The organism is Streptomyces sp. NPDC056628 (assembly GCF_042792555.1).
Classification (GTDB): Bacteria; Actinomycetota; Actinomycetes; order Streptomycetales; family Streptomycetaceae; genus Streptomyces.
This window is the reverse complement of the sequence record NZ_JBHTWG010000017.1, coordinates 68,725-93,184: the sequence shown is the minus strand read 5'-3', so window position 1 is coordinate 93,184 and position 24,460 is coordinate 68,725. Positions and strand designations below refer to the sequence as shown.

Here is a 24,460-nt window from a genome sequence, read left to right as displayed (position 1 = left end):
CGGTGCGCCCTCACGCCGCGTGAGGTGCAAGTCCCCACGCCCGGGCCTACCGTCGAGATATGGCACTGCACCGAGGGAACAGCGAATCACCGGACGCACGCGGCGGCGGGCGCAGGCTGGCCGTCAATCCCTTCTACGGCGAGGCGAACCCGGTCGCCGGCATGACCGAGGCCCCGCCCACCCATCGCCTCCCGGACGCCCCCATGTCGCCGTCCACGGCGTACCAACTGGTGCACGACGAGCTGATGCTGGACGGCAACTCACGGCTGAATCTCGCCACCTTCGTCACCACCTGGATGGAGCCCCAGGCGGGGGTGCTGATGGCGGAGTGCCGGGACAAGAACATGATCGACAAGGACGAGTACCCGCGCACCGCCGAACTGGAGCGGCGGTGTGTGGCGATGCTCGCGGATCTGTGGAACGCGCCCGACCCGTCGGCGGCCATGGGCTGCTCCACGACGGGGTCCAGCGAGGCGTGCATGCTCGCGGGGCTGGCGCTGAAGCGGCGCTGGGCGATCCGCAACGCCGACCGGTACCCGTCCCGGGAGGCCCGCCCCAACCTGGTCATGGGCATCAACGTCCAGGTGTGCTGGGAGAAGTTCTGCAACTTCTGGGAGGTGGAGGCCCGGATGGTCCCGATGGAGGGCGAGCGCTTCCACCTCGATCCCCAGGCGGCGGCCGAGCTGTGCGACGAGAACACCATCGGGGTCGTCGGCATCCTCGGCTCCACCTTCGACGGGTCCTACGAGCCGATCGCGGACCTGTGCGCCGCGCTGGACGCCCTCCAGGAGCGGACGGGCCTGGACGTCCCGGTGCACGTGGACGGAGCGTCCGGCGCCATGGTGGCGTCCTTCCTCGACACGGACCTGGTGTGGGACTTCCGGTTGCCGAGGGTCGCCTCGATCAACACCTCGGGGCACAAGTACGGCCTGGTGTACCCGGGCGTCGGCTGGGCACTGTGGCGGGACAAGGAGGCGCTGCCGGAGGAGCTGGTGTTCCGGGTGAACTACCTGGGCGGCGACATGCCGACGTTCGCGCTGAACTTCTCGCGGCCGGGCGCCCAAGTGGTGGCGCAGTACTACTCGTTCCTGCGGCTGGGCCGGGACGGGTACCGGGCGGTGCAGCAGGCGGCGCGGGACGTGGCGGGCCGGGTCGCCGGCGCCGTGGAGAGGCTGGACGACTTCCGGCTGCTGACCCGGGGCGACGAGCTGCCGGTGTTCACCTTCACGACGGCGGCGGACGTGACCCGCTTCGACGTGTTCGACGTGTCCCGGCGGCTGCGGGAGGCGGGCTGGCTGGTGCCGGCGTACACGTTCCCGCCGAACCGCGAGGACCTGTCCGTGCTGCGGGTGGTGTGCCGCAACGGCTTCTCGGAGGACCTGGCGGACCTGTTCGTGGACGATCTGCACCGCTCCCTGGTGGACCTGCGCCGGCAGCCGCACCCCCTGACCCAGGACAAGGGGGCGGCCACCGGGTTCCACCACTAGCTTGATTCGGCGTGGGTCAGCGGCTCAGCCGGGCGAAGCGGCGTACCGCGAGGGGGAAGAACACGGCGAGGAGCGCGAGGGACCAGAGGACGGCCGCGAGGACGTGGTCGGTGCCGGTGCCGGCGAACAGGTCGCGGACCGCGGTCGCCGTCCGGGACAGCGGATTCCACTCGACGACCGTGGCCAGCCAGCCGGGCATGGACGCGGGTGCCGCGATGGCGTTGGACAGGAAGCCCACCGGCCAGACGAGGATCTGCACCGCCTGCACCATCTCCGGCTTCCCGGCGACGAGGGCGAGGTGGATGCCGATCCACAGCATGGCGAACCGGAACAGCAGCAGCAGTCCGAGGGCGCCGAGGAAGCCCGCCGGACCGCCGGCCGGGCGCCAGCCGAGGGCGAGGCCGACCGCCGTGAGGACGAGCACGCCGAGCGTCGACTGGATCATGTCGGCGACCGAACGGCCCACCAGCACCGCCCCGTTGGCCATCGGCATGGACCGGAAGCGGTCGATGACGCCCTTGTCGAGGTCCCGGGTGACCGCGATCATCGTGCCCTCGAGCCCGAAGGCCATGGTGAGCGCCAGCATCCCCGGCATGAGGTAGTCGAGGTAGGCGCCGCCGACGCCCCGGCCGCCGCCGACGAGGTAGCCGAACATCAGCAGCAGCATCACGGGGAACAGCAGGCCGACCGCGACCGGCACGGGCTGGCGCGCCCAGTGGGCGAGTTCCCTGCGGGTCATGGTCCAGGAGTCGGTCAGGGCGTGGGCGGGGGTGGTCACACGGTCTCCTTCACTCGCTCGGGGCCGCCGGTGAGGTGCAGGAACACCTCGTCGAGCGTGGGCCTGCGCAGCACGATGTCCTCGGCCTCGATCCCGGCCTCCTCCAGGGCCCGTACGACCCCGGCGAGAGCGGCCATCCGGTCGGTGACCGGGGCGCTGAGCAGCCGCCGGTCGGGGTCGACGCTCACCTCGTCCTTCGGTACGGGCAGCAGGGCGACCGCGGCGCCGAGGGCTCCGGCGTCGCGCAGGACGACGTCGATGCGGTCGCCGCCGGTGAGCGCCTTGAGCCGGTCGGCCGTGCCGTCGGCGACGACCCGGCCGCCGTCGACGACCGAGATGCGGTCGGCCAACTGGTCGGCCTCCTCCAGGTACTGGGTGGTGAGCAGGACCGTGGTACCGCCGCCGACCAGGGAGCGGACCGCGGACCAGACCTCGGCGCGGCCGCGGGGGTCGAGCCCGGTGGTGGGCTCGTCCAGGAAGAGCACGTCCGGTTCGGTGATCAGGGACGCGGCCAGGTCGAGACGGCGCCGCATCCCGCCGCTGTAGCGCCGGACGGGTTTGCGGCCGGTGTCGGCGAGACCGAAGCGCTCCAGCAGCGCGTCGGCGCGCAGCCGCGCCCGGCGGGCGCCGAGGTGGTGGAGCCGGCCGAACATCTCCAGGTTCTGGTGGCCGCCCAGCTCCTCGTCCACGGCGGCGTGCTGGCCGAGCAGGCCGATGCGCCGGCGTACCTGGTAGGCCTGGCGCACGACGTCGTGACCGGCCACCTCGACGCGGCCGGCGTCCGGCCGCAGCAGGGTGGACAGGATGCGGACCAGGGTGGTCTTGCCGGCCCCGTTGGGGCCGAGCACGGCGTGGACGGTGCCGTGGGCGACCGTGAGATCGAGCCCGTCCAGTGCGTTCCTGCCGGTGGTGCCGCCGTACCTCTTGCGTACCTCTTCGACGGTGATCGCCGCTTCGGTCACAGGGAACTCCCTCGCTAGTCAAACTTGACTACCCCGCGAAACTACTGACCGCGGGAGGGTTGGTCAAACTTGATTAGTGACTGTCCCCGGGGTGCGGCTCCCCTGTGGCGTACGGGTTCTCCTCACCCTCGGCCAAGATGCCGACGAACGGCTCGCCCTCGTCCGCGAAGGTGTAGGCGCCGCCCTCGACACGGTCGATGAGGCCGCGGGTCCACTCGCCCTCGGAGTCGGCGGTATGGACCCACATGTTCATGATCTCGCCGATGTGACCGAGCTGTTCGGGGCCTTCCTCGGGCACGTAGTGCTTCAGGACCGCCGCCCGCCACTCCTCGATCCGCCGGACGCGCTCGCGCAGCAGTTCCACCGCCTCCGCGCGCGGCAGGTCGACCAGGAAGCCCACGGCGGCCGTCTTCATGTCCCCGCGCTGGTCGTAGGTGACCAGCGCCTCGCGCAGCAGCCGGAAGTACTCCTCGGTGCCCTCGCCGGTCACCTCGTACTCGGTGCGCGGCGGACCGCCCGCCGTGGACGGGGCGATCTCGTGCGCGTGCAGCAGTCCCTGCTTCGCCATCTGCTTGAGCGCGTGGTAGATCGAGCCCGGTTTGGCGTTGGACCACTCGTGCGCGCCCCAGTACTCCAGGTCGTTGCGCACCTGGTAGCCGTGGGCGCGGCCGTGCATACGGACCGCGCCCAGCACGAGGAGACGGATGGCTGACATGCCGTCCAGGTTAGAACGGGAATCCGCTGCGGCCGTGCTGCACGGAGATCCACTTCATGGTGGTGAAGGCGTCCAGCATCGTCTCGCCGTTCAGCCGGCCGAGACCGGAGTGCTTCTCGCCGCCGAAGGGGACGATCGGCTCGTCGTGGACGGTGCCGTCGTTCACGTGGAACATGCCGGAGTCGATCCGCTTGGCGAAGGCGACCCCGCGCTCGACGTCGGCCGTGTGCACGGCGCCGCTCAGGCCGTACGGGGTGTCGTTGACCAGCCGTACGGCCTCGTCCTCGCCGTCGAACGGCACGAGGAAGACGACCGGGCCGAAGACCTCCTGCCGCAGCAGCGCGGAGTCCGCCGGGAGGTCGGTCAGGACGGACGGCTCGACCAGGTTGTCCGTGGCCGTGCCGTGCACCAGGGCCGTCGCGCCCTCGGCGAGGGCCTGGGCGACCGTGCCGGTGAGCGCCTCGGCCTGCGAGGAGTTGATGACCGGACCGATGACGGTCTCGGGGTCGCGCGGGTCGCCCACCTTGAGCGACTTCACCTTGGCGACGAACTTCTCGGTGAACGCGTCGGCGACCGTACGGTCCACGAGGACGCGGTTCGCCGCCATGCAGACCTGACCCTGGTGGACGAACCGGCTGAAGACGGCCGCGTCGACGGCGTAGTCGAGGTCGGCGTCGTCCAGGACCACCAGCGCGCTGTTGCCGCCGAGTTCGAGCACGGAGCGCTTGAAGTGCGAGGCGCAGACGGTGGCGACGTGCCGGCCGACCTTGTCCGAGCCGGTGAAGGAGATGACCTTGGGGACCGGGTGCTCGATGAACGCGTCGCCTATCTCGGCGATGTCGGTGATGACGACGTTGAGCAGACCGGCCGGCAGACCCGCCTCCTCGAAGATCTTCGCGACCAGCGCGCCACCGACGATCGGGGTGTTCTGGTGCGGCTTGAGCACCACGGCGTTGCCGAGCGCGAGGGCCGGGGCGACCGACTTCAGGGAGAGCAGCAGGGGAAAGTTGAAGGGGCTGATGACACCGACGACACCGACCGGCACCCGGTAGACGCGGTTCTCCTTGCCGTCCACCGGCGACGGGATGATCCGGCCCTCGGGCCGCAGCGCCAGATGGACCGCCTCGCGCAGGAACTCCTTGGCCAGGTGCAGTTCGAACGCGGCCTTCAGCCGGGTGCCGCCGAGCTCGGCGACGATCGCCTCGCCGATCTCCTGCTCGCGCTCCTCGACCACGCGCAGCGCCTTCTCGAAGACCGCGCGGCGGGTATAGGGGTTGGTCGCGGCCCACCGCTCCTGGGCGCGGGCCGCCGCCCGGTACGCCTCGTCCACCTCGTCGACCGTGGCTATCGTGATCGACGCCAGCTTCTCGCCGTCGTACGGGTTGAAGTCGATGATGTCCCAGGAGCCTGTGCCCGGGCGCCACTCACCGTCGATGTACTGCTGAGCCAGGTCGGTGAAACAGGACGACATGTGATCCCTCGATCCCTTGCAGACATCCGATCGGCGCGGTCGCCGTCGTGATCGTCCTCACGGTCTGATCACACGTCATCGTACGTGCGTTTCAAAGGAGTTGGCGGAGTCCCCGGAGAAGATCCCGGCTCTCGTCCGGCCCCAGACTGTCCTGCTGGAGCTCCTTGAGGGCGAGCTCGTACTGGGCGACGTCCTCGCGCTTGTCGAGGTAGAGCGCGCTCGTGAGCTGCTCCAGGTAGACGACGTCGGAGAGGTCGGACTCGGGGAAGCTGAGGATGGTGAAGGCGCCGGACTCGCCGGAGTGCCCGCCGAAGCCGAACGGCATGATCTGCAGCCGGACGTTGGGCCGCTCGGAGACCTCGATGAGGTGCTGGAGCTGGCCGCGCATCACCTCGCGGTCGCCGTACGGCCGGCGCAGGGCGGCCTCGTCGAGGACGATGTGGACCTCGGGGGCGTTCTCCGAGACGAGGTACTTCTGCCGCTCCAGGCGCAGCGCGACGCGCTTGTCGACGTCGGACGGGCTCGCGCCCTTCATGCCGCGCTTCACCACCGCGTGGGCGTATGCCTCGGTCTGCAGCAGGCCGTGCACGAACTGCACCTCGTAGGCGCGGATCGAGCTGGCGGCGCCCTCCAGGCCGACGTAGGTGGGGAACCAGCTGGGCAGGACGTCCGAGTAGCTGTGCCACCAGCCGGCCACATTGGCCTCGCGGGCCAGAGAGAGCAGGGAGGCGCGCTCCTGCTCGTCCGTGATGCCGTACAGCGTCAACAGGTCTTCCACGTCACGCGTCTTGAAGCTCACCCGGCCCAGCTCCATCCGGCTGATCTTCGACTCGGACGCGCGGATCGAATATCCAGCCGCCTCACGGGTGATTCCGCGCGCTTCCCGCAGTCGCCTCAGTTGCGAGCCGAGCAGCATGCGTCGCACCACCGATCCGGGCTCTCCCGCGCTCACGTTCGCCAGCCTCCCCAACCCGTCTTCCCGGCCCGCAGTCTGCCACTAAAACACTTCGAGCAGTACTCGCCCGATTACAGAGACGGCAAGAAGTCAAGGATTCCACTCGTGAAGCAGCGGCGGAAGACAAGAAGAGGGGGTGAAGTTGGCGGAAAAAATGGCCAACAAGCGGTACGGGAACGTCTAATTCGGTCACGTGCACGTGCATCTGCCCTTGCATCTGCTCCTGGCTTCCGAAACCATGGTTCCGCGCAACCGCTGCATCGCCACGACCGCGAACCCCGGGAGTGCCTCGCATGGGGACGAATGGATCGACCATGCTCGAGCCGTTACGGCAGGGCCTTCCGCCGCTGGACCCCGCAGCCGTCTCCAACGCCGCCTCCTGCGCCCTGCCGGCCCGGTACGAGGCCGTCCGGGAAGCCCGCGGCTTCACGCACCGCACTCTGGACCAGTGGGAGCTGGGCGACCGCTTCGACGACGTCTGCCTCGTGGTCTCCGAGCTGGTGACCAACGCCCTGCGGCACGCCCTGCCGTCGAACGCCCCCCGTGTCCCCGAGCAGCCCCCGCCGGTGCGGCTGCACCTGATGCGGTGGACCGAGCGGCTGGTGTGCGCGGTGCGCGACCCCAGTCACGACAGCCCGGTCGCGGGCGACTCGGACGACTTCTCGGCGGAGTCCGGCCGGGGGCTGTTCCTCGTCGACGCCTTCAGCGACGGCTGGGGCTGGCACCCGATGGCGGGCACCCTGAGCGGCAAGGTGGTCTGGGCGCTCTTCCGCCTCCAGCCCGGCCGCACGGACTGAGGAGATGCCGGGTGCCGCGATGCCACGGTTCTACGCGCGTCATCGCGGCCGGGGCGCCGGACGCGCCCTTCCGGGGCCGCGGTACGGCCGGTGGCGTCAGCCGACGACCAGGTGGTCGAACTCGCCGTCCTTGACGCCGAGGAGCATCGCCTCGATCTCGGCACGGGTGTAGACGAGGGCCGGGCCGTCGGGGAAGCGCGAGTTGCGCACGGCGACGTCGCCGCCGGGCAGCCGCGCGAACTCCACGCAGGAGCCCTGGGAGTTGCTGTGCCTGCTCTTCTGCCAGGCCACCCCGTCCAGCTCCGTGGCCGCCATGCCGTTGTACACGTCGTGGTCCACAGGTCGCTCCCCGATGGTGCGGTGGCTCTTCGCCATGAGGCATGAGGTGATGCAGTGGTGCGTGTGCCGGACAACTGCTTTCGGATCATAGCCCGGTTTCACGTGCAAATGCATGAGCAGATGCACGTGCACGCGCGGTGTTCCCGTGGTTACTCCTGAGACGTGCGCGGGCCCCCCATGCGTTCCAGCGCGTGCCCCAGGGAGCGCATCACATGAGTGCGCCAGCCCCCGCTCATGATCTTCCGCGCCATGAGCTGAGCGGGGTCGTCCGGATCGAACCCCTCGTGCACTAGAAAAAGACGCATTCCTCGCCCTTCTTGTTCCAAACTCCAAGTAACCGTCCAGTCAGCGGAGTTGGAGGAAGAGGGGTCGCGCCACCGGACGCTCAGCATCCGCTCGGGCGCGTAGGCGAGGACCTCCGCCTCGACCGTGCCGGAGAAGTCGGTGTTCGGCCGCGGCACGGAGGTCATCGTGTATCGGTGCCCGACCTCCAGCCGAAACGCCTCGGCCCCCTGCATCTGCCACTGCACGAGCAGCTCGGGCTCGGTCAGGGCGCGCCAGACCTTGGCGGGCGGGTGCGGGAAGTACTGGTCCACCCGGATGACGGTGAGGTCGTCCTCGGGGGGCTCTGAGGCCGGTTCGGGGCTGCGGCCCGGGTCTGTGCTCATGTCGGGTCATCGTCGGGCATACGGTCGAGCAGATCGCCGAGGTCCTTCAGACGCTCGCGCCAGAACCGCTCGTACGGATGGAGCCAGTCCTGCACATCGGCGAGCGGGGCCGCCTCCAGCCGGTAGATGCGCTGCCGGCCGGACCGCTGCTCGGAGACCAGTCCGGCCTCGCGGAGCACCCGCAGATGCTCCGACAGGCTGGGCCGGCGCATGGCGAAGTGCGCGGCCAGGTCCTGGACCGCCTGGGGCCCGCCGTCGCGGAGCAGTCGCAGCACCTCGCGGCGGGTGCCGTTGGCCAGCGCGGCGAAGACGCGGTCCTGCGGCGCCTCCTGGACCCCGGTCGTGGTCATACCCGTCCCTCTCCGGTCAGTGAGCGGCCTCCGTCAGCAGCATCAGGCCGTTGCCGTCGGGGTCCTGGAAGCCTGCCATGCGGCCCCAGGGCACATCACCCGGGCCCTGTACGGCGACCCCGGCCTCCGCGAGCCGTGCGCAGTCCGCGTCGACGTCGGTGGTGACCAACATGATCCCCCGCGTCGTGCCCGGCTCGAAGCCGCCCATCCCGGGACCGGAGAGCGTGAAGACCGTCTGCGCGCCGTCGGGCGCGACCTGGAGCCATCGGCCCTGGGGCGTGGCGAGATCGGCGACGACGCGGAAGCCGAGGACGTCGGTGTAGAAGCGCAGGGCACGGTCCTGGTCGGCGACGGGGAGCGTGACGAAAGAGGCGTGGGTGACGGTCATGGCACGAGAATAGGTAGGTGATTGCCTACGCGTCAATCGTAGGAGACTTCCTACGCGTCAGCCGCGCTCCGCCTGCCTGCCCCGCCGTACGGAAGTCCCGTCCTTCTCGGGGACCGGGAACCGACTCCCTGGTAACTTGCTGCGGTCGTTTCGGCCACGCCCGGCCGATCCGGCCATGCCGACCGCTACAGCTTGGGGGCTCTCAGTGACCTCGGCGACTTTCTCGCGCACGCGCACCACGTCGGGCCGGTGGGCCAGGAGCGTGGCCGCGGCCGCGTCCCTGGCAGGGGTGCTCGCGCTCACCGCGTGCAGCGGAGGCGGCGACTCCGACGGCGGCTCCGCTCCCAGTGGCGCCTCGACCGGCGCCGACGCCGGCACCGACGCCACGGGAGACGGTTCCGGAGGCGGTTCGGCCGCGCCCGCCGGCGATCTGGAGGGAAGCTGGCTGGCGACCACCGACGGCAAGGCCGTGGCGCTGGTGGTCACCGGCGACAAGGCCGGGCTGTTCGCGACCGGCGGCTCCGTGTGCAGCGGAACCGCCGCCGAGCAGGGCGGGAAGCGGACGATCCGCCTGAAGTGCACGGACGGCAACAAGGACCGGGCGGCCGGGACCGTCGACTCCGTCGGCAAGGGCGAGCTGAAGGTGACCTGGAAGGGCGGCCTCGGCGTGGAGACGTACACCAAGGCGGAGGGTGGCAAACTGCCCACGGGCCTGCCCACGGCCGGTCTGGGATCGTGATGCCCGATCGGTGACCGGCTCACCGACGCGACTCCCCGAGGACTCCCATGCGCACCATCACCGTCACCGCCACCGTCGCCGCCCTCGCCGCGGCGCTCCTCCTGACGTCCTGCGACGACGCCGGGAACGGGAAGAACACCCAGGGCACCCGGGCCGCTTCCGGTTGCGTCGGCGATCTCGCCGTGCGGTTCGGGCCCGCCAACGCCGCGCCCGCCGCCGGGGACACCGGCAACGTCCCCGTCACCGTCACCAACCGCGGGGACGCCCCGTGCACCGTGGAGGGCCTGCCCGGCGTGGAGCTGGTCGCCGGGGACACGACCGCCGCGGTCCCGGCCGCGGACGCCGCCTCGGCCGGGAAGGCGACCTTCGCGAAGGGTGCCTCGCTCGCCTTCACGCTCACCTACGTCCGCGGCGAGGAGGGCGGCGACACCTCCCTCGCGGCGCGGACGGCGACGGTACGGCTGCCCGGGGCCGCCAAGACGCGGAGCTTCAAGTGGGCGTACGGCGCCGTGGCCCTGAAGAGCGACGGGCACACGCCGGACGCCTCGGTGACCGGTTTCCAGCAGTCGACCGACTGACGACGCTCAGGTCAGCGGCCGGCGCGGGTCCACGCGGGCCCGGTCGGCCGCTTCCGCGCCCTGCGTCCAGCCCGCGTCGTCGCTCACCCCGCGCAGCCGGGTCGTCGTGGTCCGCGGGAACATGCTGTCCAGGCGATCGGTGACCGCCACCTCGCGGGACGCCAGGACCGGCAGCAGGTCATCGGTCACCTGCGTCCGCGCGGCGGCGGTGAGGCGGGTGCTCACCCGATGGGCGTAGGCCGCCAGGAACGACTGCCGGAAGGTCTTGGTCCGCTTGCGGCCGCCCGCCCGCTGCGCGGCCTCCGCCCTGGTCATCGCGGTCTGGGCCTGCACGAGCAGTGACGTGTACAGCAGCTCCACCACCTCCAGGTCGGCCTCGAACCCGACGACGGTGGAGAAGCCGAACGGCTCGTTCCACACGGCGCGGCAGTGGTTGGCCCGCGCCACCGCGTCCAGCAGCACGGCCTTGGCCTGCTCGTACGGCGGCTCCACTCCGACCCGGCAGGCGCCCGGCGCGGCGGCGGACGCGGCCGGCGCACGGGAGGCGACGAGCGCCTCGTCGATGCTGTGCCGGGCCATCAGCTCCTGCGCCTTGGCGGTCAGCGCCTCGGCCTCCTGCGGGAACCCGGTCGCCTCGGCCTTGGCGAGCAGCGCGCGCACCCGGGTGAGCATGCGGGACTCCGGGCGGGCGGCCCCGCCGGACGGGGCGGCCGTCTCCTCCAGGGGCTCCAGCGCGGGCAGGCGCAACAGCAGGCGGTACAGCTCCAGGACGGCGGTCGCGTGCGAGAAGCGGTCGGCGCGGGCCGGGTCCTCGCCGGGCAGCGCGTCGAGCTGGGCCCGCCAGCGGGGTCCGCGCGCCCGGTCCCGGGGCGCCTGGGCCCGGACCAGCGCCGCGAGCAGGCGTATGTGCACGTCGTCCAGGTCCCGCCGCACCAGCCGTTCGACGTCGGCGGGCTGCCAGCCGCGCCGCCAGGCCGCCGCCACGAACTCCTCGCCGCGCCGGGCCAGTTCGGCGTCGGACGAGGGGTCGGCGGCGAGCAGCGAGGCGCCCGTGTCGAGTGTCGCGTGCTCGGTGTCGTAGAGGGCGGCCTCGAAGGCGCGGTCGACGGTGCTGGGCGTGCTCACCAGGCGATCGTAAGTCTGTTCAGGACCCCTTCCGCCCCTGGGCTGTACCGGGCCATACCGGACGACGGAATCGAACCGTCAACCACCGGTTGACACCCCCTCACTGTCAACCTACGGTTGACACATGTCGACGAACCCGAGCATCACGTCATCCGTCCGTCTCGACGAACTCATCGCGGCCATCAAGAAGGTCCACGAGGAACCCCTGGACCAGCTCCAGGACGCCGTGATCGCCGCCGACCACCTCGGCGAGGTGGCGGACCACCTGATCGGCCACTTCGTGGACCAGGCACGGCGGTCCGGCGCCTCCTGGACCGACATCGGCCGGAGCATGGGCGTCACCCGGCAGGCCGCCCAGAAGCGGTTCGTGCCCAAGGAGGGCAACGACCTCGACCCCCAGCAGGGCTTCGGCCGCTACACCCCGCGCGCCCGCAACGTGGTGGTGGCCGCCCACAACGAGGCCGTCGCGGCCCGCAACCCCGAAGGGCGCCCCGAGCACCTGGTCCTCGGCCTGCTGGCCGAGCCGGACGGCATCGCCGCGAAGGCCATCCTGGACCGGGGCGTCCTCCTGGACTCCGTGCGCCAGGCCGCCACCGCCGCCCTGCCGTCCCCCGCCGACGAGGTCCCCGAGCTCATTCCCTACGGCTCCGACGCCAAGAAGGTCCTGGAGCTCACCTTCCGCGAGGCCCTGCGTCTCGGTCACAACTACATCGGCACCGAGCACATCCTGCTGGCCCTGCTGGAGTTCGAGCACGGCTCCGGCGTCCTGTCCGGCCTCGGCATCACCAAGGAGGCCGCCGAGGCGTTCGTCGCCGAAGCCCTCTCGCAGTACCTCCGCAGCGGTGAGCAGACCGCCCGGGAGGCGGCCGGCGAGGACGGCACGGCGCAGGGCTGAGGCCGATGTCAGACCCGGGTGCCACACTCGCGGCATGACCGACCGGTGGGCGCTCGCCCCGGCCGAGGACGGCGGCGCGCAGATCGCCCCCCTCGGCCCGGACGGGCTGCTCGCGGGACCGGCGCTGCGCGCACCCGACCTCGCGGAGGCGGTGCGCGGACGGCCCGGGGTCACCCGCTGGGTGTGGCGCTCCACCGCCGAGGTCTATCCGCGCCTGCTCGCGGCGGGCGTCCGCGTGGAGCGGTGCTACGACATCGAGGACGCCGAGACCCTCCTCCTCGGCCACGAGGGGCGGCACGGCGCGCCCCGGTCGGCCGCCGCCGCCCTCGCGCGGCTGCGGGGTGGCCCCGTGCCGCCCGACCCGCCGCAGCGCGCCGCCGAGCCGGGCGCCCAGTCCTCCCTCTTCGACCCGCAGACGATCCCCGTGCCGCTCGCCGACCTGGCCGAGGTCCATGCCGACCAGCAGCGGCGGCACGACCGGACCGCCCACCCCGACCGCATGCGGCTGCTGACCGCCGCCGAGTCGGCGGGCATGCTCGTCGCCGCCGAGATGAACCGGTCCGGGCTGCCCTGGAGCGCCGACGTCCACCGCCGGATGCTCACCGACCTGCTCGGCGAGCGGTACGCCGGCGGCGGGGAGCCACGCCGGCTGGCCGAGCTGGTGGACGAGGTGTCGGCCGCGTTCGGGCGCCGGGTGCGGCCCGATCTGCCCGCCGATGTGATCAAGGCGTTCGCCCAGGCCGGCATCAAGGTCCGGTCGACCCGGCGGTGGGAGATCGAGTCCGTCGACTATCCGGCGGTGAAACCCCTCCTCGAGTACAAGAAGCTGTACCGGATCTGGGTCGCGCACGGCTGGTCCTGGCTGCAGGACTGGGTGCGCGACGGGCGGTTCCGGCCCGAGTTCCTCGCGGGCGGCACCGTCACCGGGCGCTGGGTGACCAACGGCGGGGGCGCCCTGCAGATCCCCAAGGTGATCCGGCGCGCGGTCGTCGCCGACCCGGGCTGGCGGCTCGTCGTCGCCGACGCCGACCAGATGGAGCCCCGCGTGCTCGCCGCGATCTCCCGGGACCCCGGGCTGATGGAGGTCGCCGCGCGGGAGAGCGACCTCTACCAGGCCGTCTCCGACCGCGCCTTCTCCGGCGACCGCGCCCAGGCCAAGCTCGCCGTGCTGGGCGCCGTCTACGGCCAGACGTCCGGCGACGGGCTGAAGAACCTCGCCGCGCTCCGCCGCCGCTTCCCCCGGGCGGTCGCGTACGTCGACGAGGCGGCGCGGGCCGGTGAGGAGGGGCGGCTCGTGCGGACCTGGCTGGGACGGACCTCACCCCCGGCCGCCGGGACGTCGGACGAGGCCGCCGAGGAGGCGGGCATCCCCGTCCCGGACACCCCGTCCGGGCCGGACGGGCCGGCCGACGGGTCCGCGCCCCAGGACTGGGTGCCCGGCTACGCCTCCGCCAACGCCCGCGCCCGCGGCCGCTTCGCCCGTAACTTCGTCGTCCAGGGCAGCGCGGCCGACTGGGCCCTGCTGCTGCTCGCCGCGCTGCGCCAGTCCTGTGCGGACATGGCGGCCGAACTGGTCTTCTTCCAGCACGACGAGGTGATCGTGCACTGTCCCGAGGAGGAGGCCGAGGCCGTCGTGGCCGCTATCCGCGAGGCGTCCGCGCTCGCCGGACGGCTCACGTTCGGGGACACGCCGGTGCGGTTCCCGTTCACCACGGCGGTGGTGGAGTGCTACGCGGACGCGAAGTGAGGGACGGCCGGACCGCTCCGGCGCGCTCTCGGACGACCGTACGGTCCCCTCGTCCCGCGTCTCAGATGACCGGCGGCCGGCCCAGGCGGGTGAGTCGTCCCACCGTGCGCCAGCGCATGGGCCGCCGTTCGCCCGCGGGTTCCCTGACGCCCTCCAGGAAGCCGCCGAACCAGGCCCGCAGACCGGCCGCCGACCGGGTGCGGGCGAGCGTGAGCAGCATCCAGATCCCCAGGTGGACCGGGATGAGCGGGAACGGCAGACGGCGGCGGGTCAGCCAGACCCGGTTGCGGGCGTTCACGCGGTAGTAGATGGCGTGCCGGGCCGGCGAGGTCTTCGGGTGCTGGAGGAGGAGTTCGGGCGCGTAGAGAATGCGCCAGCCGGCGTCGACCGCCCGCCACGCCAGGTCGGTCTCCTCGTGCGCGAAGAAGAACTCCGCGGGCCAGTCCCCGGTCTGCGCCAGCATCGCCATGCTCAGCGCGTGCCCGCCGCCGAGGAAGCCCGTGACGTAACCGCCCCGCAGCGGATCGGACTTGCCGATCCTCGGCACATGCCGCTGCTGGGTCTCGCCGTGCTCGTCGGCGATACGGAACCCGACGATGCCGAGCCGGTCGTCGGCGGCGTACAGATCCCGTACCCGGCGCAGCACATCGGCGTCGACGAGCAGGCCGTCGTCGTCCAGCTCGACCACGACGTCGACGTCCCCGAACGCGCGCAGCCGCTCCAGAGCGGCGTTGCGCCCGCCGGGGCAGCCGAGATTCTCGTCGAGTTCGATGCCGGTGAACTCGCCGGGCAGCGAGAGGCGTTCGGCGAACTCGGGCAGCGGGCAGCCGTTGCCGACGACCACGATGCGGTGGGGGGCGAGGTCCTGCTTGGCGACGGACTCCAGCAGCGCGTCGACCTCCACGGGCCGGTTGCCCATGGTCACCACGGCCACGGCGATCCTCGGTTCCGTCATGCCCGTCCCTCGTCCGTCTCGTCCGGCTGCCACCATCATCGGCGTGATGCTAGTGGTTCACCGGGACGACGTGCCGCGTTCGCCCACCGCCCCGTTCAGGCCCGCAGCGGATTGAAGCGCTCGGCCGCCATCACGTACCAGGCCGTGGCCCCGAGATGCCGGTACGGGTAGTACCCGAACCCGAACCCGGTGTCGATCGGGCTGCTGGCCGACACCACACCGGCCCGCGCGGGAAGAGCCCGCCCGCCGACCGTCTGGCCGTCGCCGAGCCGGTCCTGGGCCCGCTCGATCGAGTCGAGCAGCCGCCGCGCCCGGGCCTCGTCACCCCGGCCGTACCGTTCCCGCAGGGAGAGCGCGAGGTGGGCGGTGCCCTCGAACCACACGCCGTTGCGGTCCGGCCTGGGCTGCCCGTCGGCGATCGGGGCGCCCTCGTCGGCGAGGAGACTGGCCGAGCTGAAGGTGACGCCCTCGTACGACTGCCCTGCCGGGACCGTGCTGTTGGGCCGGCCCGCGTGGTCGAGGACGGCCAGGTGGCGCGCCGCCCAGTCCAGGGAGCGGGCCCGGGACCGCGCGTCGAGGGCGAGGTACGTCCAGGTCTGGGTGTCCTCGGGGATCGGCGAGCGGTTGACGGTCACCCCGTCGTTGGTGCCGGTGTAGAAGAAGCCGCCGTCCGCCTCCCACATCCGCTCCACGAAGGCCCGGGCGTGGGCCCGCCGCTCCCGCCAGACGCGGTCCCCCGTGAGCAGGGCGAGCCGGCCGAAGAGACCGACGAGGTCGGTGTTGTGCTCGGTGGAGGAGAACGGCAGCTTCGCCCCGGCCCCGTCGACCCCGAACTTGTAGCCGCCGAGGGGTTCGTCGTCCGTACGCCCGTTGCGCTCGATCCACTCCCCGATCCGCACGGCACCGTCGCGGAAGCGGCGCTTCCCGGTCCGCCCGGCCAGCGCGGCCAGCGCGATCCCGGCCCAGGCCATGTCACCGACGGCCGTCCCCGTGAACCCGAACTGCGTCCCCACGTTGGCCGTGCCGTCCGCCCGCACGAACCCGTCGGGCTGGAGCGAGCCGTCGTAGAAGGTGTACGGCCCCACGTTGTACGCCTGCCGCAACCGCCCGTCGTCATGGACGGGGTCGTGCGACTGGGCGTACAGCAGCGCGTCCCCGAGCGCGACCGCGCGGGCGTGCGCGTCCGGCGTCCGCGCGGCGAGCAGGGCGAGGATCGCGAGCCCGTTGTCGTAGGTGAAGGCGGTGCTGAAGAGGCCGGCCTGGTCGGTGTAGCTCTGGGCGAGCCGGATGCCGCCCTGCTCGGGATAGGCGTCCATGGCGGCGGCGAGGAAGGCCACCGCCCGCCGCCCGGCCGATCCGGCGCCGCTCCCGCCGGAGGAGACACCCGCGTGTGCGGTGCCCACGCCGGCCGCGGTGAGCACGGCGGCACCGATGCCGGCCCCGAGGAGCGAGCGGCGGCGGAGCGCCGGGCCCTGTCTGTCGCTGAAGTCGGTCATGGATCTCCCTCGGGCCGGAGCTGGAAGCACGGGTGAGAGCGGGCCTCGGACAGCATTTTGAGAGCGCTCTCAGGGATGCGCGCTCATTCTGCTGGCGGCTCCTGGCCGGGTCAACGCCCGTGTCGTAGGAAGAACTTGGCGGCCGCTGAATTCCGGGGCCGGGGTTGGGGCCGGGGCCGACAGTGTCCACCTCTCCGTGCGACGGCTGGGCACCCGACGGCGACGGCTGGGACCGAGGGCCGGACACCGGCCGGACGCGGCAGCCTTCCGGCGGACAGGGGAGACAGATGACCACCGTGGTGATGCACACCTGACCACCGTGGTGATGCACAACGTCGTGTCTGTGGACGGCTCGCCGACGACCAGGACCGGTCCGGCCCGCTCGTCGACTGGCACACCGACGGGGACGTCGCCCTGAACGACTACGCCAGGGTGCCGAAGGCTTCGACGGGAAGCGGTACTTCGGCTCCGTTGACACCCGGCACCTGCGCGACGACCCGCACACGGTGATCCAGGGCGACCGCGCGCGGCACCTGCGCTTCCGGGTGCGACGCGACCAGACTCCCGAAAGACGCCCTAGCGCACCACCTTCGCCAGGAGCGAGGCCACGTCGGCGAGGAACTGGAGCCAGGGCCGGGCACGCTCCGCCCGCCGCCCCAGCCGTCCGCCCCATCCCCCCGACCCACGGCTCTCCCGCCGGCTGAGCGCCTTGTCCCGCACCCGCTGTAAGCCCTTGATACGCCGCGCCCCGATGCGCCTACGTCGCGTCATACGGGGACGCTAGCGACGGCGGACGCCGCACCGCAGGGCAGTGGACCGCCAAAGGGCGGAGCCGGTTATTGGCGGTAACCGTCAGATCGTCACACGACGGCCCCGGCCGGCGCGAGCCGCACACACCCCCGCCCAACTCCTCAGCCTCCGCGCCTACTTACCCAAGACGCGGCGAGCCGGTACGGACACTGTCTGCTGTCACCGGTTCACTCACGCCTCACGACTTCCGGATCGCAGGACGGGCAGCCTTCGACAACGGCCACCACCAGCATCCGACTCGACGACGGCTCGCTGTCCCGGTAGATGACCCGCCGGCCTGACCCGGGACCCACGGGTCGACTACGAGGAGTTCAAGGACCTGCTCAAGGCCGGGATCGATGACCGGCGTCTGTACGACGGGAGCCGCCACACCGCCGGCACGATCCTGAAGGAGCTGGGCGTCGACATGCCCACGATCATGGAGATTCTTCGGCACACGCAGATCAGTCAGACCCGGCGGTACCTCAAGGGTCGGTCCCACCTGTCCAAGGACGCCATGCGGCGCATGGGCGAGTTCTTCGTACCGCCGCGGTCGGCCCGATTCCGGGCCCCACTGAGACCGGAAGCGAGACCGCCGACACCCGTGCAGAGCGCGCCCGGCGTCGTCGTCGCATCCGCTGAACGGAAAAGCCCAGCTCAGACGATGTCTGGGCTGGGCTTGAAGAAGAGCCGCCTTCGGGATTCGAACCCGAGACCTACGCATTACGAGTGCGTTGCTCTGGCCATCTGAGCTAAGGCGGCACGCTGCCCGCACTATGGTGCGATCAGCAACGTCGGTAAGTCTACACAGTTTCTGTGATGCTCCGAACCAGCCCCCGCACCGCCCCGGAGCCCCGCTTCCGGGGCGGGCACGGGGCGGCACGGGAGCGGGGCCGCCGGCTCCGCGTGGTCGTCAGCAGCGCTTGTCCTGGGCCGGGGCCGTCCCCCGGACGAGGTATCGGTTGATCGTGCGGTCGATGCATGTGCTGCCCCGCCCGTACGCCGTGTGCCCGTCGCCGTCGTAGGTGAGGAGGCGGGCCGAGGAGAGCTGGCGGGCGAGGGCCTGGGACCAGCGGTACGGGGTCGCCGGGTCGCGGGTCGTGCCGACCACGAGGATCGGGGCCGCTCCCCTGGCCTCGATGCGCTGCGGCTGCCCGGTGGGGGCCACCGGCCAGTACGCGCAGTTCAGGGTGGCCCAGGCCAGGCCCTCGCCGAACACCGGGGACGCCTTCTCGAAGGCCGGCAGGGCCTTGCGGACCTCGTCCGGGGTGGCGAAGGCCGAGGGCAGGTCCAGGCAGTTCACGGCGGCGTTGGCGAACATCAGGTTCGTGTACCGGCCGTCGGCGTCCCGCTCGTAGTAGCTGTCGGACAGGGCGAGCAGTCCGGAGCCGTCGTTCTCCTCCATCGCCGAGTTCAGCGCGTCCCGCAGGGCCGGCCAGGCGCCCTCGTCGTACATCGCCGCGATCACGCCCGTGGTGGCCAGGGACTCGCCGAGCTTGCGGCCGTCCGGGTCGCCGGTCGCGACGGGCCGTGCGTCGAGCTTCCTGAAGAACGCCTTGAGGTTGGTGCCCACCTTCTTCGCCTCGTCGCCCAGCGGGCAGTCCGAACGCCGGACGCAGTCCCGGGCGAACGCGCGGAACGCCGTCTCGAAGCCCGCCGTCTGGTCGAGGTTCATCCGACGGGCGGGCAGGGACGGGTCCATCGCGCCGTCCAGGACCATCCGCCCCACCCGGTCGGGGAACAGGCCGGCGTACGTCGCCCCGAGGAACGTGCCGTACGAGGCACCCACGTAGGCCAGCTTCTCGTCGCCGAGCACCGCGCGCAGGAGGTCCATGTCGCGCGCCGCCTCGGTGGTCGAGACGTGGCGCAGCAGAGCCGGGGCATCCGTCCCGCAGCCCTCCGCGAACCTCTTGTAGGCGTCGACGAGCTCGCCGACCTCCTTCTCGTCGTCCGGCGTGAAGTCCGTCTGCGTGTACCGGTCCATCTGCCGTCCGTCGAGGCATTCGACGGGCTCGCTGCGGGCGACCCCGCGCGGGTCGACGGCCACCATGTCGTAGTGGGCCCGCACGTCGACCGGGTAGCCGATCCCGGCGTACTGCTGGAGGTACGCGACGGCCGAGCCGCCCGGTCCGCCCGGGTTCACCATGAGTGATCCGAGCCGTTCGCCGCGGCCCGTCGCCTTCTTGCGGGCCACGGCGAGCCGGGTCTGACCGGCGTCCGGCTCGGCGTAGTCGAGCGGCGCCTTCAGCGTGGCGCACTGGAACCCGGACACCCCGCACGCCCGCCAGGTCAGCTTCTGGTCGTAGTACGGCCTCAGTGCCGCCGGTGTCGACCGCGGCAGCGCGGCCAGGGCCGCCCCGGCCGCCGGGTGGCCGGCCGGTTCCGCGGATCCGCCGGAGGAGCAGGCGGAGACGAGCAGCGCGGCGACGCCGAGCAGGGCACCGAGGGTGCCCGCCCGCCGGGAGCGGCGACGGCGATCGCGTGCGCCCGGTGTGCTCGGGGCCGGGCCGGGGTGAGCTGAGGTGCTGCGCCAGGTGTGCATCTGGCGAGCGTAACTCTATGGAGTCGCTTAAACGCCCTCCGTACATGTCTCCGCTCGTACGTGTTACACGCACCGTCATTTGGAGTGAGGCGCCCGGCTGTCAGCCCGCTCTGAGCGCCATCGTCATCGCCTCCACCGCCAGCAGCGGCGCCACATTGCTGTCCAGGGCGGACCGGCAGGCGGCGATCGCCTCGATCCGGCGGAGCGTGGACTCGGGCGAGCTCTCCCGGGCGAGGCGCTCCAGCGCGTCCTCGACATCGGTGTTGGCGAGGGCCACCCGGGAGCCGAGCTGGAGGGCGAGGACGTCGCGGTAGAACGCCGTGAGGTCGGTCAGCGCGACGTCCAGGCTGTCGCGCTGCGTCCGCGTACGGCGGCGCTTCTGCTTGTCCTCCAGGTCCTTCATGACACCGGCGGTGCCGCGCGGCATCCTGCCGCCCTGGGTCGCGCCCAGCGCCGTCTTCAGCTCGTCGGTCTCCTTGGCGTCGGTCTCCTCCGCGAGCTGCTTGGCGTCCTCGGCGGCGGCGTCCACCAGTTCCTGGGCTGCCTTGAGGCAGGCGCCGATCTCGTCGAGCCGCAGGGGCAGCTTGAGGACGGCGGCCCGGCGCTGCCGCGCGGCCGGGTCCGTGGCCAGCCGGCGGGCGCGGTCGACGTGCCCCTGCGTGGCGCGGGCCGCGGCGGCGGCGACCTCCGGCTCGACGCCTTCGCGCCGGACGAGCATGTCGGCGATGGCGTCGACCGAGGGCGTGCTCAGGTTCAGGTGGCGGCAGCGGGAGCGGATCGTGGGCAGGACGTCCTCGACGGAGGGTGCGCACAGCAGCCACACGGTCCGAGGGGCGGGCTCCTCGACTGCCTTGAGCACGGCGTTGGCGGACTTCTCGTTCAGCCGCTCGGCGTCCTCGACGAGGATGACCTGCCAGCGGCCGTTCGCCGGTGACGTGAAGGACTTGCGGACGGTGTCCCGCATGTCGTCGGCGAGGATCTGGGCGCCCACGGCGGCGACGGTGGTCACGTCGGCGTGCGTGCCCAGCAGTGCCGTGTGGCAGCCGTCGCAGAACCCGCAACCGGGTGAGCCGCCCAGGGCGCGGTCGGGGCTGACGCACTGGAGGGCGGCGGCGAAGGCCCGCGCCGCCTGGTTCCGGCCCGCTCCGGGCGGGCCGGTGAACAGCCAGGCGTGCGTCATCTTGGACGCCTCGGGCGGCGGGGCGTCCGTGGCCACGGCCGTGACGAGGGCGTCGGCGTCCCTGGCGGCGGCGTCCAGCTGCTCGCTGATCCGCTCCTGCCCCACCAGGTCGTCCCACACGGTCATGGGCGCCGCCCGCCTTTCGTCACGCTTCGGGTCACCGCGTCCATTGTGCGGGTCGGCACTGACAACCGGGCCGGCCAGGCCCGGCAGGGGTCAGCGCCGTCGGCCCCTGCCCCGGCCGCCGCCGTCCTCGTCGCCGTACGCGTCCTCGTGCGGGCCCAGCAGCTCGTCCGCCAGGGACGGCAGGTCGTCCAGCGGGGTCTCCTCGGCCCAGTCGGAGCGGGTCCGGCGGCGCGGTGTGCCGGTCTCGTCGACCTGGGGCATCTCGCGCGTGCGCTCCTCCTCGCGGAAGTACCCCGGCGGGACCCGGTCGCCGGGCCCGTCCGCCGGCACCGGCGGCAGGACCGCCGTCTCGTCGGCGGCACCCGGCGGCACGGGCGGCACAGGCGGCAGCACGGCCGTCTCGTCCGTCGCGCCCGGCGGGACCGGAGGCAGCACCGCCGTCTCGTCGGTCGCGCCGGACGGCTCCGACAGCCGTGGCAGCTTCGAGGTGGACTCCGCAGCGGACTCCTCGGCCGGCGGGCGCTCCTCGTCGCGCACCGGGCGCAGGACAGCCGTCTCGTCGGCCGCCCTGCCCGCGGCCGCCTGCTCCGGGGTCACCACGGGCGTCGGGACGGTCATCGCGTCGTCCGGTGCGGCCGGGGCCGGGGGGGCCGTCGGCCGGGGGCCGGCCTCTGCGGCGGCCGCGGCCTGCTCGGCGAGCCGCCGGGCCTCCTCGGCCCGCAGCAGGGCCTCCTCCGCCGCGCGCTGCTTCTCCAGGCGCCGTGCCTCGGCCTCGGCGCGAATGCGCGCCTCCTCCTCGGCCTGCTTGCGGCGCCGCTCCTCCTCGGCCTTGCGGCGCGCCTCCTCCTCGGCGCGCGCCTTCTCCTCCGCGAGAAGCCGCTTGCGCTCCTCCTCGGCACGGCGCTGTGCCTCCTCGGCCCGCTGCCGGGCCTCCTCGGCCTGCCGTTCGGCCTCGCGGCGCTGCGCCTCCTCCAGCTCGCGCCGCTTGCGCTCCTCCTCCTCGGCGCGCAGCCGGGCGAGCTGCTCCTGGCGCTCGCGCTCCAGGCGCTCCTCCTCGGCCTTGCGCGCGGCATCTTCCTCCGCCTTGCGGCGGGCCTCCTCCTCGGCCTTGCGGCGCGCTTCCTCCCGGGCCTGGATCTCGGCCTCGGAGAGCGGGAGCATCTGGTCGAGCCGGTGCCGGATCACCATGGTGACCGCCTCGGGCTCCTGGCTGCCGTCCACGACCAGGTAGCGGCCGGGGTCGGCGGCGGCCAGCGTCAGGAAGCCGGAACGCACCCGCGCGTGGAACTCCGCCGGCTCCGACTCCAGCCGGTCCGGCGCCTCGGTGAACCGCTCGCGCGCGGTCCCCGGCGCCACGTCCAGCAGCACGGTCAGATGGGGGGCCAGGCCGTTGGTGGCCCAGCGGTTGATCCGGGCGATCTCCGTCGGCGACAGGTCACGGCCCGCGCCCTGGTAGGCGACCGAGGAGTCGACGTACCGGTCGGAGATCACGACGGCGCCGCGCTCCAGCGCGGGCCGGACGACGGTGTCCACGTGCTCGGCACGGTCCGCCGCGTACAGCAGCGCCTCCGCGCGGTGCGACAGGCCCGCGCTCGACACGTCCAGCAGGATCGAGCGCAGCCGCTTGCCGACGGGCGTGGCCCCGGGCTCGCGGGTGACGACGACCTCGTGGCCCTTGCCCCGGATCCACTCGGCCAGCGCCTCGGCCTGCGTGGACTTCCCGGAGCCGTCGCCGCCCTCCAGGGCGATGAAGAAGCCGGCGGTGGCCGGTACCTGCTCGGGGTCGTCCCCGCCGAGGACGGCGTCCCGCAGGTCCTTGCGCAGCGGCACCCCGGACCGGTCGTCGACCTTGGCCAGCACCAGCACGGCGACGGGCAGCAGCAGCGCGCCGACCAGCATCAGCGTGAAGGCGGCCCCGCCGTGCGCGAAGACGAACTTGCCGCTCTCCAGCCGGTGCGGCCCGATGAGCGCGGCCACCAGCGGCGCGAGGACGGCGCCGAGCGCGACACACAGCCGTACGACCGCGTGCAGGTGCTCCGTGGTGCGGGGGCGGCGGAACTCCTCGGCCTCCTGGTCGAGCAGGCCGTGCCCGGTGTTGGCGGAGACGCCCGCGCCGAATCCGGCCAGGGCGAGGATCAGCAGCACGGTGGTGACGTCCGGGACCAGGCCCGCGGCGAGCAGGGCGACGCCGGTGAAGGCGACGGCGAGCGCGAGCAGGCGGCGCCGCGACAGGGCCGGCAGCACGGAGGGCGCCGTACGGATGCCGGCCACCACGCCGCCGGTCAGGGCGAGCACCATCAGGCCGTACAGGACGGGGCCGCCGCCCAGGTCCTTGGCGTGCAGGACGGCCACGGCGACGGCGGCGGCCACCGCGGCGGCGACGGCCGCGCACGCCGTCACGAGCAGGGCGATCGCGCCGGTACGGCCCTTGTCGGCACCGGTGCCGGTCTTGGGGCGGCGCAGCCCTTCCAGCGGCGACCGCGCGCGCGGGGTGCGCGTGTCGGGCAGCTCCAGGAAGGTGACGACGGACAGGGACGCGGCGAACAGGCCGGCCGCGACGTACGAGCCGAGCGCCGCCTGGTGCTGCGCGAACCAGTCGATCCCGGTGCCGAGCAGGTTGTTCAGCAGGGACGCGGCGATCAGGGCGACGGCGGCCAGCGGGACCGCGACGAAGGCGGTGCGCAGCGACAGCCGGCGCAGCGCGTCGAGGTGGTCCGGCAGCGGCCGTACGGTCGCGCCCTCCGGCGGCGGGGGCGGCAGCAGCGCGGGGGCGGCGCTCTCGCGGGCCACCGTCCAGAACCGCTCGGCGACGCCGGTCACGAAGGCGGTGACCAGCAGGAGCGCCAGCGCGTTGTCCGGGGTCCAGTCGATCCAGAGCGGGGCGACGATCAGCAGGGCGGCGCGCAGTCCGTCGGCGCCGACCATGGTCCAGCGCCGGTCGAGCGGGCCGTCCTGGCCGGTCAGCGAGGTCAGCGGGCCGAGGAGCACGGCACCGAAGAGGAGCGTCGCCAGGAGGCGCACCCCGAAGACGGTCGCCACTGCGAACGCCGCACCGCGGTAGCCGCCGCCGAACGACCCTTCGGCGATCGCCGTCTGAAGGGCCAACAGGACCAGCACCAGCAGCGCGAGGAAGTCGCCGACACCGCCGACGAGCTGCGCGCTCCACAGCCGCTTCAGCTGCGGCCGGCGCAGCAGGGCGCGGATGGCACGCTCTCGGGAGTCCGCGACCAGCGCGTCGTCGGGGGCTTCGGGGTGGGCCGTTGGCTGCTCGGCTCGCGTCATGCGTTCAGCCTATCGGCACGCGCCGACAGCCCGGCGCGCCCGTCCGAACGTACGCCCGCCCCGACACCAAACTGATGCCGAGGCGTTCGTTTCGCG

At 72.7% G+C, this 24,460-nt stretch carries 22 protein-coding genes, 1 tRNA gene and 1 pseudogene; 7 read left to right on the top strand and 17 right to left on the bottom strand.

From position 1 onward, the window contains the following. Positions 1–59 precede the first annotated feature (59 nt). Positions 60–1,487, top strand: a complete 1,428-nt coding sequence (locus ACFRAC_RS21480; RefSeq protein WP_382925864.1) for a glutamate decarboxylase — start codon at positions 60–62, stop codon at positions 1,485–1,487. A 16-nt stretch (positions 1,488–1,503) separates the two neighbouring features. Here ACFRAC_RS21480 and ACFRAC_RS21475 read toward each other — a convergent pair whose 3' ends face one another. From ACFRAC_RS21475 to ACFRAC_RS21455, 5 genes are all read right to left on the bottom strand, one after another. Beyond that, positions 1,504–2,226: an ABC transporter permease gene (locus ACFRAC_RS21475; protein ID WP_382925984.1), complete on the bottom strand. Its 723-nt coding sequence runs from the start codon at positions 2,224–2,226 to the stop codon at positions 1,504–1,506. 35 nt (positions 2,227–2,261) lie between these two features. Continuing rightward, complete coding sequence (locus ACFRAC_RS21470) at positions 2,262–3,227, bottom strand: ATP-binding cassette domain-containing protein (protein ID WP_382925861.1); 966 nt, start codon at positions 3,225–3,227, stop codon at positions 2,262–2,264. A 73-nt stretch (positions 3,228–3,300) separates the two neighbouring features. Next, entirely contained in the window at positions 3,301–3,942 is a 642-nt protein-coding gene (locus tag ACFRAC_RS21465) for a PadR family transcriptional regulator (RefSeq protein ID WP_382925859.1), read from the bottom strand. Between the two features lie 10 nt (positions 3,943–3,952). Next, on the bottom strand, positions 3,953–5,413 hold the full coding sequence (locus ACFRAC_RS21460) for an aldehyde dehydrogenase family protein (RefSeq protein ID WP_382925857.1): 1,461 nt from the start codon (positions 5,411–5,413) through the stop codon (positions 3,953–3,955). 91 nt (positions 5,414–5,504) lie between these two features. Further along, entirely contained in the window at positions 5,505–6,329 is an 825-nt protein-coding gene (locus ACFRAC_RS21455) for a helix-turn-helix domain-containing protein (protein WP_382925981.1), read from the bottom strand. Between the two features lie 353 nt (positions 6,330–6,682). On the opposite strand from ACFRAC_RS21455, the gene ACFRAC_RS21450 reads away from it, so the two are divergent. Further along, a complete protein-coding gene (locus tag ACFRAC_RS21450; RefSeq protein WP_382925855.1) occupies positions 6,683–7,165 on the top strand; it encodes an ATP-binding protein in 483 nt (160 codons plus the stop codon). 96 nt (positions 7,166–7,261) lie between these two features. Here ACFRAC_RS21450 and ACFRAC_RS21445 read toward each other — a convergent pair whose 3' ends face one another. The 4 genes from ACFRAC_RS21445 to ACFRAC_RS21430 all read right to left on the bottom strand — a co-directional run bounded on the left by ACFRAC_RS21445 (position 7,262) and on the right by ACFRAC_RS21430 (position 8,910). After that, positions 7,262–7,540, bottom strand: a complete 279-nt coding sequence (locus tag ACFRAC_RS21445; protein ID WP_381865979.1) for a DUF397 domain-containing protein — start codon at positions 7,538–7,540, stop codon at positions 7,262–7,264. A 113-nt stretch (positions 7,541–7,653) separates the two neighbouring features. After that, on the bottom strand, positions 7,654–8,172 hold the full coding sequence (locus tag ACFRAC_RS21440) for an SRPBCC domain-containing protein (RefSeq protein WP_382925852.1): 519 nt from the start codon (positions 8,170–8,172) through the stop codon (positions 7,654–7,656). Beyond that, positions 8,169–8,522: an ArsR/SmtB family transcription factor gene (locus ACFRAC_RS21435; RefSeq protein ID WP_382925849.1), complete on the bottom strand. Its 354-nt coding sequence runs from the start codon at positions 8,520–8,522 to the stop codon at positions 8,169–8,171. Before ACFRAC_RS21435 ends, ACFRAC_RS21440 begins: the two co-directional genes overlap by 4 nt. Positions 8,523–8,538: 16 nt before the next feature. Next, positions 8,539–8,910, bottom strand: a complete 372-nt coding sequence (locus ACFRAC_RS21430; RefSeq protein WP_382925847.1) for a VOC family protein — start codon at positions 8,908–8,910, stop codon at positions 8,539–8,541. A gap of 262 nt (positions 8,911–9,172) precedes the next feature. Here ACFRAC_RS21430 and ACFRAC_RS21425 point away from each other — a divergent pair, with 262 nt between their 5' ends. Beyond that, entirely contained in the window at positions 9,173–9,649 is a 477-nt protein-coding gene (locus ACFRAC_RS21425; protein ID WP_382925845.1) for a hypothetical protein, read from the top strand. A 47-nt stretch (positions 9,650–9,696) separates the two neighbouring features. Further along, positions 9,697–10,227 carry a DUF4232 domain-containing protein gene (locus tag ACFRAC_RS21420; protein ID WP_382925842.1) on the top strand — a complete coding sequence of 177 codons (531 nt, stop codon included), beginning with the start codon at positions 9,697–9,699 and terminating at the stop codon, positions 10,225–10,227. Between the two features lie 6 nt (positions 10,228–10,233). On the opposite strand, the gene ACFRAC_RS21415 is transcribed toward ACFRAC_RS21420, so the two are convergent. Continuing rightward, the gene (locus ACFRAC_RS21415) at positions 10,234–11,352 is read right to left on the bottom strand and encodes a DUF2786 domain-containing protein (RefSeq protein ID WP_382925841.1); all 1,119 of its coding nucleotides are present in this window, start codon (positions 11,350–11,352) and stop codon (positions 10,234–10,236) included. Positions 11,353–11,476: 124 nt separating this feature from the next. Between ACFRAC_RS21415 and ACFRAC_RS21410 the strand changes: the two genes are divergently transcribed. Both ACFRAC_RS21410 and ACFRAC_RS21405 read left to right on the top strand, forming a co-directional pair. Further along, positions 11,477–12,247 carry a Clp protease N-terminal domain-containing protein gene (locus ACFRAC_RS21410; protein ID WP_382925838.1) on the top strand — a complete coding sequence of 257 codons (771 nt, stop codon included), beginning with the start codon at positions 11,477–11,479 and terminating at the stop codon, positions 12,245–12,247. Between the two features lie 34 nt (positions 12,248–12,281). Then, a complete protein-coding gene (locus tag ACFRAC_RS21405; RefSeq protein ID WP_382925835.1) occupies positions 12,282–13,994 on the top strand; it encodes a bifunctional 3'-5' exonuclease/DNA polymerase in 1,713 nt (570 codons plus the stop codon). Between the two features lie 61 nt (positions 13,995–14,055). Here the strand turns inward: ACFRAC_RS21405 and ACFRAC_RS21400 are convergent, their stop codons facing one another. The 3 genes from ACFRAC_RS21400 to ACFRAC_RS21390 form a co-directional block, all read right to left on the bottom strand. After that, positions 14,056–14,949: a glycosyltransferase family 2 protein gene (locus tag ACFRAC_RS21400; protein WP_382925833.1), complete on the bottom strand. Its 894-nt coding sequence runs from the start codon at positions 14,947–14,949 to the stop codon at positions 14,056–14,058. Positions 14,950–15,044: 95 nt separating this feature from the next. Further along, a complete protein-coding gene (locus ACFRAC_RS21395; protein ID WP_382925830.1) occupies positions 15,045–16,445 on the bottom strand; it encodes a Tat pathway signal sequence domain protein in 1,401 nt (466 codons plus the stop codon). A 576-nt stretch (positions 16,446–17,021) separates the two neighbouring features. Then, positions 17,022–17,216, bottom strand: a complete 195-nt coding sequence (locus tag ACFRAC_RS21390) for a hypothetical protein (RefSeq protein WP_382925828.1) — start codon at positions 17,214–17,216, stop codon at positions 17,022–17,024. 307 nt (positions 17,217–17,523) lie between these two features. Between ACFRAC_RS21390 and ACFRAC_RS21385 the strand changes: the two are divergent. Further along, positions 17,524–17,876 (top strand): annotated as a pseudogene (locus ACFRAC_RS21385) (tyrosine-type recombinase/integrase); the annotation flags it as partial. A 46-nt stretch (positions 17,877–17,922) separates the two neighbouring features. Here ACFRAC_RS21385 and ACFRAC_RS21380 read toward each other — a convergent pair. The 4 genes from ACFRAC_RS21380 to tmk form a co-directional block, all read right to left on the bottom strand. After that, positions 17,923–17,996, bottom strand: a tRNA-Thr gene (locus ACFRAC_RS21380). 151 nt (positions 17,997–18,147) lie between these two features. Next, a complete protein-coding gene (locus ACFRAC_RS21375; RefSeq protein ID WP_382925825.1) occupies positions 18,148–19,776 on the bottom strand; it encodes an alpha/beta hydrolase in 1,629 nt (542 codons plus the stop codon). 100 nt (positions 19,777–19,876) lie between these two features. Beyond that, a complete protein-coding gene (locus tag ACFRAC_RS21370) occupies positions 19,877–21,082 on the bottom strand; it encodes a DNA polymerase III subunit delta' (RefSeq protein WP_382925824.1) in 1,206 nt (401 codons plus the stop codon). A 90-nt stretch (positions 21,083–21,172) separates the two neighbouring features. Then, positions 21,173–24,364 (bottom strand): dTMP kinase, encoded by a 3,192-nt coding sequence (gene tmk, locus ACFRAC_RS21365; RefSeq protein ID WP_382925822.1) that lies wholly within the window; start codon positions 24,362–24,364, stop codon positions 21,173–21,175. Positions 24,365–24,460: the final 96 nt, after the last annotated feature.

Coding starts and splice junctions, on each gene's coding strand:
- ACFRAC_RS21480 (WP_382925864.1), top strand. CDS start 60: ATGGCACTGCACCGAGGGAACAGCGAATCACCGGACGCACGCGGCGGC.
- ACFRAC_RS21475 (WP_382925984.1), bottom strand. CDS start 2,226: ATGACCCGCAGGGAACTCGCCCACTGGGCGCGCCAGCCCGTGCCGGTC.
- ACFRAC_RS21465 (WP_382925859.1), bottom strand. CDS start 3,942: ATGTCAGCCATCCGTCTCCTCGTGCTGGGCGCGGTCCGTATGCACGGC.
- ACFRAC_RS21460 (WP_382925857.1), bottom strand. CDS start 5,413: ATGTCGTCCTGTTTCACCGACCTGGCTCAGCAGTACATCGACGGTGAG.
- ACFRAC_RS21455 (WP_382925981.1), bottom strand. CDS start 6,329: ATGCTGCTCGGCTCGCAACTGAGGCGACTGCGGGAAGCGCGCGGAATC.
- ACFRAC_RS21450 (WP_382925855.1), top strand. CDS start 6,683: ATGCTCGAGCCGTTACGGCAGGGCCTTCCGCCGCTGGACCCCGCAGCC.
- ACFRAC_RS21445 (WP_381865979.1), bottom strand. CDS start 7,540: ATGGCGAAGAGCCACCGCACCATCGGGGAGCGACCTGTGGACCACGAC.
- ACFRAC_RS21440 (WP_382925852.1), bottom strand. CDS start 8,172: ATGAGCACAGACCCGGGCCGCAGCCCCGAACCGGCCTCAGAGCCCCCC.
- ACFRAC_RS21435 (WP_382925849.1), bottom strand. CDS start 8,522: ATGACCACGACCGGGGTCCAGGAGGCGCCGCAGGACCGCGTCTTCGCC.
- ACFRAC_RS21430 (WP_382925847.1), bottom strand. CDS start 8,910: ATGACCGTCACCCACGCCTCTTTCGTCACGCTCCCCGTCGCCGACCAG.
- ACFRAC_RS21420 (WP_382925842.1), top strand. CDS start 9,697: ATGCGCACCATCACCGTCACCGCCACCGTCGCCGCCCTCGCCGCGGCG.
- ACFRAC_RS21410 (WP_382925838.1), top strand. CDS start 11,477: ATGTCGACGAACCCGAGCATCACGTCATCCGTCCGTCTCGACGAACTC.
- ACFRAC_RS21405 (WP_382925835.1), top strand. CDS start 12,282: ATGACCGACCGGTGGGCGCTCGCCCCGGCCGAGGACGGCGGCGCGCAG.
- ACFRAC_RS21400 (WP_382925833.1), bottom strand. CDS start 14,949: ATGACGGAACCGAGGATCGCCGTGGCCGTGGTGACCATGGGCAACCGG.
- ACFRAC_RS21395 (WP_382925830.1), bottom strand. CDS start 16,445: ATGACCGACTTCAGCGACAGACAGGGCCCGGCGCTCCGCCGCCGCTCG.
- ACFRAC_RS21390 (WP_382925828.1), bottom strand. CDS start 17,216: ATGACGCGACGTAGGCGCATCGGGGCGCGGCGTATCAAGGGCTTACAG.
- ACFRAC_RS21375 (WP_382925825.1), bottom strand. CDS start 19,776: ATGCACACCTGGCGCAGCACCTCAGCTCACCCCGGCCCGGCCCCGAGC.
- ACFRAC_RS21370 (WP_382925824.1), bottom strand. CDS start 21,082: ATGACCGTGTGGGACGACCTGGTGGGGCAGGAGCGGATCAGCGAGCAG.
- tmk (WP_382925822.1), bottom strand. CDS start 24,364: ATGACGCGAGCCGAGCAGCCAACGGCCCACCCCGAAGCCCCCGACGAC.